13 protein-coding genes are annotated in these 13,035 nt (G+C 72.2%); 6 read left to right on the forward strand and 7 right to left on the reverse strand.

Going from position 1 to position 13,035, the window contains the following annotated elements:
* A partial coding sequence (locus AB0H32_RS41635; protein WP_361132671.1) for a protealysin inhibitor emfourin occupies window positions 1–248 on the forward strand: 248 nt, incomplete at its 5' end.
* On the opposite strand, the gene AB0H32_RS41640 is transcribed toward AB0H32_RS41635, so the two are convergent.
* The gene (locus tag AB0H32_RS41640) at window positions 245–799 is read right to left on the reverse strand and encodes a GNAT family protein (protein ID WP_361132674.1); all 555 of its coding nucleotides are present in this window, start codon (window positions 797–799) and stop codon (window positions 245–247) included. The genes AB0H32_RS41635 and AB0H32_RS41640 overlap by 4 nt on opposite strands.
* A 111-nt stretch (window positions 800–910) precedes the next feature.
* Between AB0H32_RS41640 and AB0H32_RS41645 the strand changes: the two genes are divergently transcribed.
* Window positions 911–2,233, forward strand: coding sequence for a GH1 family beta-glucosidase (locus AB0H32_RS41645; RefSeq protein ID WP_361132677.1), 1,323 nt, complete (start codon window positions 911–913; stop codon window positions 2,231–2,233).
* On the forward strand, window positions 2,230–3,483 hold the full coding sequence (locus AB0H32_RS41650; protein ID WP_361132680.1) for an MFS transporter: 1,254 nt from the start codon (window positions 2,230–2,232) through the stop codon (window positions 3,481–3,483). Before AB0H32_RS41645 ends, AB0H32_RS41650 begins: the two co-directional genes overlap by 4 nt.
* Before the next feature lie 482 nt (window positions 3,484–3,965).
* Here the strand turns inward: AB0H32_RS41650 and era are convergent, their stop codons facing one another.
* Entirely contained in the window at window positions 3,966–4,919 is a 954-nt protein-coding gene (gene era / locus AB0H32_RS41655; protein ID WP_361132683.1) for a GTPase Era, read from the reverse strand.
* 174 nt (window positions 4,920–5,093) lie between these two features.
* Between era and AB0H32_RS41660 the strand changes: the two genes are divergently transcribed.
* Complete coding sequence (locus tag AB0H32_RS41660; protein ID WP_361132686.1) at window positions 5,094–6,404, forward strand: ammonium transporter; 1,311 nt, start codon at window positions 5,094–5,096, stop codon at window positions 6,402–6,404.
* Window positions 6,401–6,739, forward strand: coding sequence for a P-II family nitrogen regulator (locus AB0H32_RS41665; RefSeq protein WP_361132689.1), 339 nt, complete (start codon window positions 6,401–6,403; stop codon window positions 6,737–6,739). The genes AB0H32_RS41660 and AB0H32_RS41665 overlap by 4 nt, the downstream gene beginning before the upstream one ends.
* On the opposite strand, the gene AB0H32_RS41670 is transcribed toward AB0H32_RS41665, so the two are convergent.
* From AB0H32_RS41670 to AB0H32_RS41690, 5 genes are all read right to left on the reverse strand, one after another.
* Window positions 6,633–7,664, reverse strand: a complete 1,032-nt coding sequence (locus tag AB0H32_RS41670) for a DUF916 domain-containing protein (RefSeq protein ID WP_361132692.1) — start codon at window positions 7,662–7,664, stop codon at window positions 6,633–6,635. The genes AB0H32_RS41665 and AB0H32_RS41670 overlap by 107 nt on opposite strands.
* Window positions 7,665–7,758: 94 nt before the next feature.
* The gene (locus tag AB0H32_RS41675; RefSeq protein WP_361132695.1) at window positions 7,759–9,087 is read right to left on the reverse strand and encodes a beta-xylosidase; all 1,329 of its coding nucleotides are present in this window, start codon (window positions 9,085–9,087) and stop codon (window positions 7,759–7,761) included.
* A 181-nt stretch (window positions 9,088–9,268) separates the two neighbouring features.
* Window positions 9,269–9,745, reverse strand: a complete 477-nt coding sequence (locus tag AB0H32_RS41680; protein WP_361132698.1) for a hypothetical protein — start codon at window positions 9,743–9,745, stop codon at window positions 9,269–9,271.
* 386 nt (window positions 9,746–10,131) lie between these two features.
* Window positions 10,132–10,491: a cytidine deaminase gene (locus AB0H32_RS41685; protein ID WP_361132701.1), complete on the reverse strand. Its 360-nt coding sequence runs from the start codon at window positions 10,489–10,491 to the stop codon at window positions 10,132–10,134.
* A 28-nt stretch (window positions 10,492–10,519) separates the two neighbouring features.
* The gene (locus AB0H32_RS41690) at window positions 10,520–11,398 is read right to left on the reverse strand and encodes a helix-turn-helix transcriptional regulator (protein WP_361132704.1); all 879 of its coding nucleotides are present in this window, start codon (window positions 11,396–11,398) and stop codon (window positions 10,520–10,522) included.
* Window positions 11,399–11,489: 91 nt separating this feature from the next.
* Between AB0H32_RS41690 and AB0H32_RS41695 the strand changes: the two genes are divergently transcribed.
* Window positions 11,490–12,908, forward strand: coding sequence for an MFS transporter (locus AB0H32_RS41695; protein WP_361132707.1), 1,419 nt, complete (start codon window positions 11,490–11,492; stop codon window positions 12,906–12,908).
* Window positions 12,909–13,035: the final 127 nt, after the last annotated feature.

Below are 13,035 nucleotides of genomic sequence, written 5' to 3' on the forward strand. Positions count from 1 at the left end.
GCACGGGCGGTTTCGCAGGCATCGAACGCCGGGCCGAGGTGGACACCTCGGCCCGGCCGGACGCCGCCGAGTGGGAGGCCCTGGCCAGGCGCGTGCTCGCGTCCGGCCAGGGCACGCCCCCGGCCGGGGTCCCGGACGGCTTCCGCTACGAGATCACGGTGGACGGCCGCACGGTGTACGCGGCCGACCCCCGGCTGACCGAGGATCAACGGGAGTTGGTCTCACGGGTGCTGAAGGAGGGTGCCTAGGCCGGCGCCGGCTGCTCCCACTCCTCGGCGAGCAGTCCGAACTCCACGGTGTCGTACCAGGCGTCGCCCACCCGCACGGCCGCCCTCCGGCGCCCCTCCTCGACGAACCCGAGGCGGCTGAAGGCCCGCACTGCGCGTTCGTTGCCGCTCCAGGTGTCCAGCTCGACCCGCCGCAGCCGGCAGGCCCCGAACAGGTGGCCCAGCAGCAGCCGCAGCGCCTCGGAGCCGTAACCGCCGCCCCAGCGGTCGCGCTCGCCGATGGTGATGCCGACGGTCGCCCGGCCCGCGAAGGGGTCGACGTCGCGGTAGTCCGCCATGCCGATCGGGCGTGAGCCGTCCAGCTCCTCGACGGTGAAGGTGGCCCCGCCCCGGGGGTCCTCGCACAGCCGGGCCTCGTGGAAGCGCTCCAGCGCCTCCCGGGTCACGGGCCCGAAGCCGGGGTGGCCGCCACTGGCCCAGTGCACCACCTCGGGGTCGTTGCGCCAGCGCAGCTGAGCGTCGAGGTCCGCGGCGCTCAGGGCACGCAGTCGTACAAGTCTGCCTTCGATCATCCGATGATCATAAAGAGTCGCACGGTGGCCGCCGGATGCCGTGATGCCGGTAACCGCTGTTTCACGCGCGGGCGTTGACTTCCGTTACCGGGGGTAAGGATGATCCCGGCCATGGCGACTGATGCAGGCAATCCGATCCCCCGCTTCCCGGCCGGCTTCCTGTGGGGTGTCTCGACCTCCGCCCACCAGATCGAGGGCGGAGCCGACGAGCGCGAGGCGTCCGTGTGGGACGTGTTCACGGCGGAGCCGGGGCGGGTGAAGGACGGCTCGACGGCGGAGGTGGCCTGCGACCACTACCACCGCTACCGGGAGGACGTGGCCCTCCTCGCCGGCCTCGGCGTGGACGCGTACCGGTTCTCGATCTCCTGGCCCCGGGTGAAGTCCCCGGGCGGCCTGGACTTCTACGACCGCCTGGTGGACGAGCTGTGCGCGGCGGGCGTGCAGCCCGTGCCCACTCTCTTCCACTGGGACCTGCCCGTCGCGCTGGACTGGCTGGAGCGGGGCACGGCCGCCCGGTTCGCCGACCACGTGTCCGTGGTGGCCGGGCGCCTCGGCGACCGCGTCGGCAAGTGGATCACCCTCAACGAGCCCGCCGAGCACACCCTGCTGGGCCACGCCCTGGGCGCCCACGCCCCCGGCAGGCGGCTCCTCTTCGACGCCCTCCCGGTGGCCCACCACCAGCTCCTCGCCCACGGCCTCGCGGTGCAGGCCCTGCGCGCCGCCGGGGCGGCGGACATCGGCATCGCCAACTCCCACGGCCCGACCTGGCCCGCCTCCGCGGAACCGGCCGACCAGGAGGCGGCGGCCTTCTACGACCTCCTGCTCAACCGCCTGTTCGCCGACCCGGTCATCCTCGGCGCCTACCCCGAGGGCCTGGCCGAGGCGATGCCGGGCGACGTCCAGGCGGACCTGAAGATCATCGGCGAGCCGGTCGACTGGTACGGCGTCAACTACTACGCACCGACCCGGGTGGGCGCCCCGCAGGGCACCGAGATCGAGTTCGGCGGCCTGACCCTGCCCGCCGAACTCCCCTTCTCCGTGCGGGAGATCGAGGGCCGGCCGGTGACCGACTTCGGCTGGCCCGTCGTCCCCGAGGGGCTGACCGAGCTGCTCACGGGCTTCCGCGACCGCTACGGCGACCGGCTGCCGCCCATCGTCATCACCGAGAACGGCTGCTCCTACGAGGGCATCGACGACCAGGACCGGATCGCCTATCTCGACGGCCACGTCCGCGCGCTGCACGCGGCATTGCAGGCCGGTGTGGACGTGCGCGGCTACTTCGTGTGGTCCCTGCTGGACAACTTCGAGTGGGCGGAGGGCTACGCACGCCGCTTCGGCCTCGTGCATGTGGACTTCGACGACCCCGCAACCCTGAAGCGCACCCCCAAGGCCTCCTACGACTGGTTCCGGGACGTGCTGCGGGCGCAGAGATGACCACCGCCCGCGCCTCGGCCGCGCTCACCGAGCCGGTCGAACGGGTCGGCCGGGGCTGGACGGCGGCGCTGTCGCTGGCCAACGGGGCGATCTGGGTGGGCTGGTTCGGCCCCCTGCAGATCCTGCTCGCCTCCCAGGCGGGGGACTTCGCCCCCGGCACCGGGATGTCGAAGGAGACGATGCTGGCGTGGGTGACCGGCATCGGAGCGGTGGTCTCCCTGCTGGCGAACCCTCTCTTCGGCGCGCTGTCGGACCGTACGACGTCCCGGTGGGGCCGGCGCACCCCCTGGATCGTCGCGGGGGCGGCGGCCGGCGCCCTGTGTCTGCTGCTGCTCGCGCAGGCGGACGGCCTGTGGACGATGACGCTGGGCTGGTGTCTGGTCCAGCTCACCCTGAACGCGGCCTTCGCGGCGGTCACGGCGGCGGTACCGGACCGGGTGCCGAGGCTCCAGCGGGGCCGGGTGGGCGGCTGGCTGGGGGCGGCGCAGATCCTCGGGGTGGTCGGCGGCACCGGCCTGGCGACCGCCGCCGGGGGCATCGGGACGGGCTATGCGGCATGCGCCGTCTTCACGGTCGCGGGCGTACTCCCGTACGTGGGCCGCTACGAGGACCTGCGCCTGCCGGCGGACGACCGCCCGCCCTGGTCCTGGCGGACCTTCCTCACGGGTTTCTGGCTGAGCCCGCGCCGCCATCCCGACCTGGGCTGGGCCTGGCTGACCCGCTTTCTGATCAACCTCAGCAATGCGCTGGTACTGCTCTATCTCCTCTACTACCTGCGGGACCGTCTGCACTACGCCGACCCCGACCGGGGCGTGCTGATCCTGACGGCCGTCAACGGCCTGACGCTGATGGCGACCGTGGTGGCGGGCGGGGCGTGGTCGGACCGGGTGGGCCGGCGCAAGCCGTTCGTGGTGTGGTCGGGCGTGCTGATGGCGGTGGCGACGGCGGCGCTGGCCGGCTGGCAGACCTGGCCGGGCGCGATCGTCGCGTCCGCGGTCCTCGGTATCGGCTTCGGCGTGTTCACCTCGGTCGACTTCGCCCTGATGACGGACGTGCTGCCGAAGGCCCTGGACCGGGGCAAGGACCTGGGCGTGATCAACGTGGCCAACGCCCTGCCCCAGGTGGCGGCGCCCGCCCTCGCCGCGCCGATCGTGACCTACCTCGGCGGCTACCGGGTGCTGTACCTGGTGGCGGCGGTGGTCGGGCTGGCCGGGGCGGTGCTGGTGGGCCGTATCCGGGGCGTGGAGTGAGCCGGCCCTGGGCAGGGAGCGAACCGAGCGGGGCGCGGAGTGAGCCGGCCCTGGGCAGCGAGCGAACCGAGCGGGGCGCGGAGCGAGCCGGCCCTGGGCAGCGAGCGAACCGAGCGGGGCGCGGAGCGAGCCGGCCCTGGGCAGCGAGCGAACCGAGCGGGGCGCGAAGGGAGCCGAGCGGCGCGTGGAACGAGCCGGCCCGGGGCAGGGAGTGGGCCGAGCGGGGCGCGAAGTGAGCCGAGCGGGCTTCAGGGCGCCGGTGTCCCTGGCCGTCCACACGGCCGGGTACTGCGGCCGGTGACCCAGCTCGCAGTCCCCTGTACGAACGGCCCCCGGCAAGGGCACCCTGGACAGACGGACGCGGGCCCGACGGGTCCTGGACGGACGGCTCCCGTCACCGGTGGGCTCGCGGGGTCCGGGGCGGAGCCCCGTGAGGGTCGCTGTTCATCCCACCGAGTCGGGTGGGCGGGTGGGCAGAGGAATCAGAAGCCCAGCTTGCGGAGCTGCTTCGGATCCCGCTGCCAGTCCTTCGCGACCTTCACGTGCAGGTCCAGGAAGACCGGCGTACCGAGCAACGCCTCGATGTGCTTGCGGGACTTGATGCCGACCTCCTTCAGCCGCTTGCCCTTGGGACCGATGATGATCCCCTTCTGGCTCGGCCGCTCGATGTAGAGGTTGGCGTGGATGTCGAGAAGCGGCCGGTCCGCAGGCCGGTCCTCACGCGGGAGCATCTCCTCCACGACGACGGCGATGGAGTGGGGCAGCTCGTCACGGACGCCCTCCAGGGCCGCCTCGCGGATCAGCTCCGCGATCATGACCTGCTCGGGCTCGTCCGTGAGGTCGCCCTCGGGGTAGAGCGCCGGGCCCTCCGGCAGCAGCGGAACGATCAGGTCGGCCAGCAGGCCCACCTGCTTGTCGCCGACCGCCGACACCGGCACGATCTCCGCCCACTCGAAGCCCAGCTCCTTGCCCAGCTGGTCGATGGAGATCAGCTGCTCGGCGAGGGTCTTGGAGTCGACGAGGTCGGTCTTGGTGACGATGGCGACCTTCGGGGTCTTCCTGATCCCGGCCAGCTCCTTGGCGATGAAGCGGTCGCCGGGGCCGATCTTCTCGTTCGCGGGCAGACAGAAGCCGATCACGTCGACCTCCGCCCACGTCGTCCGTACGACGTCGTTGAGCCGCTCGCCGAGCAGCGTGCGCGGCTTGTGGAGGCCAGGGGTGTCCACCAGGATGAGCTGGGCGTCGGGCCGGTGCACGATGCCGCGCACCGTGTGCCGCGTGGTCTGCGGCTGGTTCGCGGTGATCGCCACCTTCTGCCCGACCAGAGCGTTCGTGAGGGTGGACTTGCCCGCGTTGGGACGGCCCACGAAGCAGGCGAAGCCGGCGCGGTGGGCGGTCTCGGCCGGCTGCTCGGATGACTGGGTACGAACGCTCATGGTGACCATTCTCCCTGATCCACGAAGCCGCGCCGTACCAGTGGGGCGCACCGCGCCCGCACGTGAGCTTTCGGAAACCCCCACGCAACGAAACGTCACGGAAACGCACCCGTACGCAACCGGAAACTCCCACCGGTGACCCTCTGACGAGCCCACACACCGTTGGAGACGCCCGTGACCCTCGCCGCCGCGCACGTGAACACCGGCGACACCGCATGGCTGCTCGCAGCCACCGCCCTCGTCCTGCTGATGACTCCGGGCCTGGCCCTGTTCTACGGCGGCATGGTCCGCACGAAGAGCGTCCTCAACATGCTGATGATGAGCTTCGTGTCGATCGCCCTGGTGACCGTGGTGTGGCTGGCGGCCGGATACTCGCTGGCCTTCGGCGACGACATCGGCGGCGGGCTGATCGGCGGGCTCGAGCACGTCGGCATGAGCGGCCTCGGTCCCGGCAGCGTCCACGGCACCGTGCCCACCCTCCTCTTCGCCACCTTCCAGCTCACCTTCGCGATCATCACGGCGGCGCTCGTCAGCGGCGCGGTCGCCGACCGTACGAAGTTCTCGGCCTGGCTGGTCTTCGTCCCGCTGTGGACGCTGCTCGTATACGTTCCGGTGTCGCACTGGGTGTGGGGCCCGGGCGGCTGGATCCTCGACGGGCTCGGCGCGCTCGACTTCGCGGGCGGTCTGCCGGTGGAGATCACCTCCGGGGCCTCCGGTCTCGCCCTGTGTCTGGTTCTCGGACCGCGCCTGGGCTTCAAGAAGGACGCCATGCGCCCGCACAACCTGCCCATGGTGGTCCTCGGCGCGGGTCTGCTCTGGTTCGGCTGGTTCGGCTTCAACGCCGGCTCGGCGCTCGGCGCGAACGGCCTCGCGGCAGCCGCGTTCCTCAACACCCTCGCGGCCGGCTGCACCGGTCTGCTCGGCTGGCTCTTCGTGGAGCAGCGGCGCGACGGCCACCCGACCACCCTCGGCGCGGCCTCCGGCGCGGTGGCCGGTCTGGTCGCGATCACCCCGTCCTGCGGCACCGTCTCCCTGCTCGGCGCCCTCGTGGTGGGCCTCGCCGCCGGCGTCGTCTGCTCGTACGCGGTGAGCTGGAAGTTCCGGCTGAACTACGACGACTCGCTGGACGTCGTCGGCGTCCATCTGGTCGGCGGCGTCATCGGCACCCTGCTGATCGGTCTGTTCGCCGAGAAGGCGATGACCGGCGGCGCCGAGGGCCTGTTCTACGGCGGCGGTCTCGCCCCGCTCGGCAGGCAGCTGCTGGCCGTCGTGGTCGTGGCCGGGTACGCGTTCGCGGTGACGTACGGCCTCGGCAAGCTGATCGACCGGGCGATGGGTCTGCGCGCGAGCGAGGAGCAGGAGCACACCGGCCTGGACCTTACGGTGCACGCCGAGACGGCCTACGATCACGGAGTCCTGGGCCACGGCGCCCCGGTCTCCTCTTCTCTCGTCCCCACCGCCCAGAAGGTCACCCCCCAGCGATGAAGCTCATCACCGCGATCGTGAAGCCGTACCGCCTCGACGCGGTCAAGACCGCCCTGCAGGAGCTGGGCGTGCGCGGTCTGACCGTGACCGAGGCGAGCGGCTACGGCCGCCAGCGCGGCCACACCGAGGTGTACCGGGGGGCGGAGTACCGCGTCGACCTGGTGCCGAAGATCCGCATCGAGGTCGTGGTCGAGGACGCGGTCGCCGACGACGTGATCGACGCGATCGTCAGGTCCGCGCAGACGGGGAAGATCGGGGACGGGAAGGTGTGGTCGATGCCCGTGGAGACCGTCGTGCGGGTGCGGACCGGCGAGCGCGGCCCCGACGCGCTCTGACCAGCAACACCCCGGTCACCACCCCCGCCACGAACACCAGCCCGGCCAGCAGCCAGGGCAGCGCGAGGAAGGAGGCGCTCGCCGACTGGCGGGTGCCCGGTGCGCTCGCGGTCAGCGTGATGTCGCCCCGGTCGAGCTGGGGCGCGCCGTGCCAGGCCTCGGTGAGCCGTACGCGCTGCCCGGGCAGCAGCTCGGAGGGGACCCGGGTCAGGTCGCGGTCGAGCAGCGTCCGGCCGAACAGCCCCCGCGCCTTCAGTCGCACCTTCGGGTCGAGGGTGACGTTCCCGGTGTTGTGCAGGGTGTAGGTGATGGTCGCGGTGCTGTCGCCGAGGCCCGGCACCAGGGGCTGGTGGTGGCCGATCCGCACGTGCTCGACCGAGAGCGCGGGGAGCGTGGGACCGCTGACGCGGAGGTAGACGCGGGCGCCGACGGCCTGCTGCACCCCGAGCGCGAACTTCCCGCTGCCGGGAGCGATCCTCTCGTCGAGAGCGACGATCGCTCCCGGATGGTCGCCGGGTTCGGCGCCCTGGGGCACGTGCAGGGTGAACGGAACGGTGACGCTCCGGTGGCCGGGAACGGTGATGCGTGACCCGGCGGGCTTCGCCCAGGCGCCGACCCCGCGCATGCGTTCCTTCGGGGTGCGCACGGCGAAACCGCCGTCGCGGGCGGTGTTGTAGGCGTCGGCGGCGTAGAGCCGGAAGGCGAGCGGACTGCCGGTCTTGTTGGCGATGACGACCTTGTCGGTGAGGGTCTGGCCCGGGTCGGCGGAGAGGTAGAAGTACGGGCGCGCGGCGATCTTCGAGGCGGCCGGGTAGACGGACCAGCTGCCGTTGTCGGCGGCCCCGGCGGGTACGGCGGTGATGCCGCAGAGCAGGCCGAGGACCGGGCCGAGGAGGCTCAGGAGGAGGACGTGCGGCTTGCGCATGGGTGCGGACCCCCCATGGGCTCGGGTCGGGCGGTCGGGCGGGCGCGGCCCCGTGGTGCGGCGGGGCGCCCGGCCACCGGAGTGCGGGTGCGGGTCAGGTGAGGGTGAGGGTCAGGACGCCGGAGTACGAGCCCGGGGGCGTGAACGCCGGTACGTCCAGGGAGAGTCCGGCGTCGACGGTGAACTCACCGCCGGTGAGCGTGGAGTCGGAGGTCGACGCGAGGGTCGCTCCCGAGGTGCCCACCGTGCCCGTCGAACCGGCCTTGCAGGTGCTGGGGCTGCCCGCCTTGGTCGCGCAGGCGGGGGTCCAGCTCAGCTTGCTCGCGTCGATCTTGGCGCCGGGACCGGTGAAGTCGCTGACCTTGCCGGTCAGGGACCAGCCCGCCGGCCCGCCGCGGAAGTCCTTGACGGTCACCGCGTTGAGGGACCCGGTCGAGGCCCCGCCCTTGCCGAAGTCGACCGCCGAGAGTGCCACGGCGTCCCCGGCCTGGGACATGGACAGGGTGCCCGCCTTGACGGTGGTGGTCAGCTTCTGGCTGCCGGCCGGAACGGGCGTGTTGTCGTTGACGACGTAGGCCGCGGGGCCCGCGCCCTTGTCCGCGCTCCAGGAGCCGCCCTCGTACGCCACGATCCCGGTCGTCGTCTTGTCGTTGACGACCAGCGAGCCGCTGAAGGAGCCCTGGGCGTTCGCGGTCACGGTGGCGGTGTCCGCGGTCTGGTTGCTGCCGGCCCGCCCGGCCAGGGTTACGGTGGCACCGGGCGTGAAGTTGCTGCCGCTGACGGTCACAGCGGCACCCGGGTCACCGGAGGCCGAACCGAGCGAGATGGCACGGGTGTTGGCGGGCGTCCCGTCGGTCGCCGTGAGCGTCTCGGAGGCCGGCGCGGGCGGGTTGGTGACCGTGCACGGGGTGTCCAGCTCCAGGATGTAGCTGGTGTGGATGTTGTAGTCGCCCGGCGAGAGTTTGATCTGGCCGGCCTTGGTGACGGTGAACGTGCCGGTCATGGAGAAGGACGGGAAGGCGGCCTTCCCCGGCACCGGCGGGTTCTTCTTCGGTCCGGCGACGGTGACGTCGCCGGTCTGGGCGCCGCCGAGGGTGACCTTGCCGGTCGGGGTCATGATGTCGGCCGGCAGGGCCAGGTCGGTGGGGTTGCTGGCGGCGGCCGTGACCACGGTGTAGGTCACGGTGACGGTGTCGCCGACCTTCGGGCTGGTGTTGTCCACCGACACGCTCGCGGTGGTGGTGCCGTCGATCGGCGGGATGCCCGCGACGGCGGGCGGGATGCAGTGCGTGGCGAAGTCCACGTTGGTACCGGCGGCACCGGCCGGACAGGCCAGCGCGCCGCCCGCGGTGACCGCGAGAGCGGTCGCCCCGAGCAGTGACGCCCAGCGCCACCGTCGGGTTCTTCGGGGTGTCGGACCCATGGGCCCCCTCCTGAGGGTTGCGGGCGCAGCGGCTCATCTGCGCCGACAGGGGGCATTGATGTGGAGCCCGCGTGAGAAGTCAATGGAGATGCCGCAGAAAGCTGACGGATCATCAGTTTCTGCGGCATCCCCGGGAGATCCGGAACTATCCGGAACGGATCACTCAGGTCACTCGGGTCGCTCAGTCGAACACGAACGGGCCGGGTGACTGCTTGCCGGTCGCCTTGCAGGTGACGTTGATCCCGAAGATCGTCATCTGCAGCGAGCCGCCGTATGCCTCGAGGCTGTCGCCGGAGGCCACCGTGCCGCTGAGCGGGCCGGCGCTGACCGGGTCGCCGGCGGCCATGGCCGGGTTCTTCGTGCCGGTGAAGACGGTGGTGCCGCCGCTCGCCTTGACCAGGGTGAGCTTGGAGGTGATGGAGTCCGCCGCCACCGCGACCGGCGCCTTGACCGCGGTGGAGGTGAGGGTGATGGTGGCCGAGGTGCCGCTCTGGGTGGCGGTGAGCGTGGCCGCGCCACCGCCGAAGATGCCGCAGCTCGCGTTGATGGTCGCCGTCTGGGGAGTGACGGCGGCCGCGGTGGGCGCGAAGGCCAGGCCGGCGGCCGCGAGGACACCGGCGGCCAGCGCCGCACCTGTTGCTGTGCGCATGCCAATCATGGGGATCCGCTTCCCTTCCCTGTGGGGGATGCCATGTGGGGATGGTCGGAAGGTGCGCCGACGAACGGCAGGCCTGAGCAGGTGGGTGCGGACACGCTGCGGCGGCGGTGCGGATCTGACGGATCGTCGGGAGTTACGGCTCCATTGATGCGCGAGAGGCGGGCGACGGCAAGGATGAATTCCGGACTACTCCGGACGCCCGCCCGGACCGGCTGCTCGGGAGCACCTGCCGGTAACGGCTGCTCGGGGGCGCCCGCCGGGACAAGCTGCTCCTAAGCGCCTGCCCGGAACGGCGGCTCCGGAGTGCCGTCCCGGACCGGCTGCTGCTCCGGAGTGCCGTCCCGGACCGGCTGCTGCTCCGGAGCGCCCTTCCGGACCGGCTGCTACTACGAGGCGCCCGCCGGGACGGTCAGCTTCACGGCTCCGTCGGGCCCGGCGAGCAGCACCGGCGTCCCGGCCCCGCCCAGATCGGCCACGGCCGCCCGGTCCTCGGCGGCGACGCTCTCCGTCTCGCTCACCACCGCGGCCGCCTCCAGCGAGGTCGCCCCGGACGCCACGGCCATGGCGACGGCGGTCCGCAGGGCGCTGAGCTTCAGCGAAGCCAGCTCCACCGACCCGGCGACGTACGTCCGCCCGGTCTCGTCCCGTACGGCCGCCCCCTCGGGCACACCGTTGCGGGCCCGGGCGGAACGGGCCAGGGTGACGATCTTGCGGTCCTCGGGGTCGAGCGCGTTGCTGTCGGTCATGCCCTGAGCATACGAAGTCAGCGCCCGCTCACCCCGCCACGGGGTACATCGTGCCCCGCCTGCCCTCCGGGGAGGCCAGCCATTCCAGCTTCTCGGCGGTGTTCGCCTCGTCCAGCGGGGTGTGCAGCACGATGAACAGGTCGGGCCGGGCCGGGACCTTCAGGACGGTGGACTCCACCACCAGCAGCCCGGCCACCGGATGGGCCAGCTCCTTGCGGACCTGCCCCTGGTCCTCGATGTCCTGCTCGGCCCACAGCGCCACGAACTCCGGGCTCACGGCCGTCACCTCGGCGAGCACCTCCCGGAACCCGTCGTCGTCCGGGTTGGCGGCACAGGCGGCCCGGAACTGGGCGACGACCGTGCGCGCGTTCCGCTCCCAGCTCCTGCTCCGCGACCGGTACATCGGGTCGGTGAAGAAGTCCACGAGGCAGTTCTGGCGGACGTCCGACCGCATGCCGAGCACCACCGCGGCGGCCTCGTTGTGCATCACGTAGTTGTAGTACCGGTCCATGATGTGCGCCGGATACGGCATCCAGGTGTCGATCAGCCGCCGCAGCCCGTCGCACATGTCCCGTTTCTCGGGCGCCACTTCGGGTGCGGGCGGGTTCAGCCCGGCCAGCCCGTACAGGTGCCGCCGCTCCGCGTTGCTCAGCCGCAGCACGCGGGCGACGGCGTCGAGGACCTGCGGGGAGACGGAGATGTCCCGCCCCTGCTCCAGCCACTGGTACCAGGAGGCGCCCACCCCGGCGAGCACGGCAACCTCCTCCCGGCGCAGTCCGGGCGTACGGCGCCGGCCGCCGCCGGCCGGCAGACCGGCCTCCTCGGGACTGACCCGGGCCCGCCGGCTCATCAGGAACTCGCGCAGCTCGTTCCGCCGGTGGTTCTTCATCGCCTCCGCAACAGGCATGTACCGCCCCTCCCCCGTCGTGTCTGGTGGTACCGGCACCACCATAAGTTCCGACTCCCCACCCGTATTCCGCGCGCCCGATGCTCCTGCCATGGCGATCGACACCACCACCCCGACCACACCCACGCGAGAGCTGCTCGACAGTCCCCGGCTGTCCACGCGCGACAAGCTCGTTCTCTTCGTCCTGTGCGCGGCCCAGTTCATGGTCGCCCTGGACTTCTCCGTCCTGAACGTGGCCCTGCCGGACCTCGGCACCGACCTCGGCATGAGCCGCACCGCCCTCCAGTGGGCGGTCACCGCGTTCGCCCTTCCCTCCGGCGGCTTCCTGCTCCTGTTCGGCCGCATCGGCGACCTGTACGGCCGCCGGAAGCTGTTCCTGACCGGACTGGCCCTGTTCGGCGCGGCCTCCCTGCTGGCGACCCTGGCCTGGGACCCGGCGTCCTTCCTCGCCGGGCGCGCCGTACAGGGCCTCGGCGCCGCGGCGATCGTCCCGACCGCCATGTCCCTGCTGACCACCACCTTCCCGGAGGGCCCGGCCCGCGATCGTGCCCTCGGTATCGCCGGCACGGTGATGTCGCTGGGCTACACGGTCGGCATGGTCGCGGGCGGAATGCTGACCGACGCGCTCGGCTGGCGCTCCACGATGGCCCTGCTCACCCTGTCCGCGCTGATCGTGCTGCCGCTCGCCCCCGCTCTGCTGCCCGAGTCCCGGACCCCGGACCGCCCCCGCCTGGACGTGCCCGGCGCGGTCACGGTCACCACAGGCCTCCTGTCCCTGATCTACGCCCTGTCCACCGCCGCCGACCACGGCTTCGGCCGCGCGGACGTCATCGTCGCCCTGGCCGCCGGACTGCTTCTGCTGGCCGCGTTCACGGTCGTCGAGTCCCGTACGACCGCTCCCCTGGTCTCGCTGCCCATGCTGCGTCGCCGCACGGTGGCCTGGGGCAATGTGGGCGGTCTGGTCACCTTCTCGATGATGTCGACGGTGATCTTCGTGCTGACCCTGTACCTCCAGGAGATCCTGCACCTGTCGGCGTTCGAGACCGGCCTGGTCTTCGGCGTCCAGGGCGTGCTGTCGGCCGTCGCCGGCACGCTCGCCCCGAGGGTGATCGGCCGCTTCGGCGCCCGCCGCACCCTGGTCGGCTCGCTGACCGGCCAGGGTGCGCTGATCACGACCCTGCTCCTGCTGGACTCCCACGGCTGGTCGGTCTGGCTCGCCACGGCGGCGGTGTCCCTGGCGAGCATGTTCCACCTGGGCGCGATCATCTCGTACGGCCTGACCGTCACCTCCGGTGTCCCGGACGAGGAACAGGGCCTGGCCACCGGCCTGGTGACGTCCACCCAGCAGGTCGGCATCACGGTCGGCATTCCGCTGCTGGGCGTCCTGGCCACCACGTCGCACGACCTGCTGTCGGGCGTGCACACGGTGCTCGCCCTGGACGCGGCGATCGTCCTGGCCGCCGCCGTCCTGGCCGGACTGGGCCTGCGCCGAGGTCAGTCCAGGGTCTGAACGATCTCGCTCCGCGGGGGCCGGGGCCGCCCCCCGCCCCCCGCGCCCCGCCCCCCCGGAACGGAGCGGGCCCCCGGGCCCCCCCAAGGACGACCACACCCAAGAAAAACCAACAACAACAGAACAA

The organism is Streptomyces sp. NPDC020362 (assembly GCF_040642095.1).
In the GTDB taxonomy this organism is placed as follows: Bacteria; Actinomycetota; Actinomycetes; order Streptomycetales; family Streptomycetaceae; genus Streptomyces.

Excerpts from the sequence above, each read along its gene's own strand:
- AB0H32_RS41640 (WP_361132674.1), bottom strand. The coding sequence starts at position 799 with ATGATCGAAGGCAGACTTGTACGACTGCGTGCCCTGAGCGCCGCGGAC.
- AB0H32_RS41645 (WP_361132677.1), top strand. The coding sequence starts at position 911 with ATGGCGACTGATGCAGGCAATCCGATCCCCCGCTTCCCGGCCGGCTTC.
- AB0H32_RS41650 (WP_361132680.1), top strand. The coding sequence starts at position 2,230 with ATGACCACCGCCCGCGCCTCGGCCGCGCTCACCGAGCCGGTCGAACGG.
- era (WP_361132683.1), bottom strand. The coding sequence starts at position 4,919 with ATGAGCGTTCGTACCCAGTCATCCGAGCAGCCGGCCGAGACCGCCCAC.
- AB0H32_RS41665 (WP_361132689.1), top strand. The coding sequence starts at position 6,401 with ATGAAGCTCATCACCGCGATCGTGAAGCCGTACCGCCTCGACGCGGTC.
- AB0H32_RS41670 (WP_361132692.1), bottom strand. The coding sequence starts at position 7,664 with ATGCGCAAGCCGCACGTCCTCCTCCTGAGCCTCCTCGGCCCGGTCCTC.
- AB0H32_RS41675 (WP_361132695.1), bottom strand. The coding sequence starts at position 9,087 with ATGGGTCCGACACCCCGAAGAACCCGACGGTGGCGCTGGGCGTCACTG.
- AB0H32_RS41680 (WP_361132698.1), bottom strand. The coding sequence starts at position 9,745 with ATGATTGGCATGCGCACAGCAACAGGTGCGGCGCTGGCCGCCGGTGTC.
- AB0H32_RS41685 (WP_361132701.1), bottom strand. The coding sequence starts at position 10,491 with ATGACCGACAGCAACGCGCTCGACCCCGAGGACCGCAAGATCGTCACC.
- AB0H32_RS41690 (WP_361132704.1), bottom strand. The coding sequence starts at position 11,398 with ATGCCTGTTGCGGAGGCGATGAAGAACCACCGGCGGAACGAGCTGCGC.
- AB0H32_RS41695 (WP_361132707.1), top strand. The coding sequence starts at position 11,490 with ATGGCGATCGACACCACCACCCCGACCACACCCACGCGAGAGCTGCTC.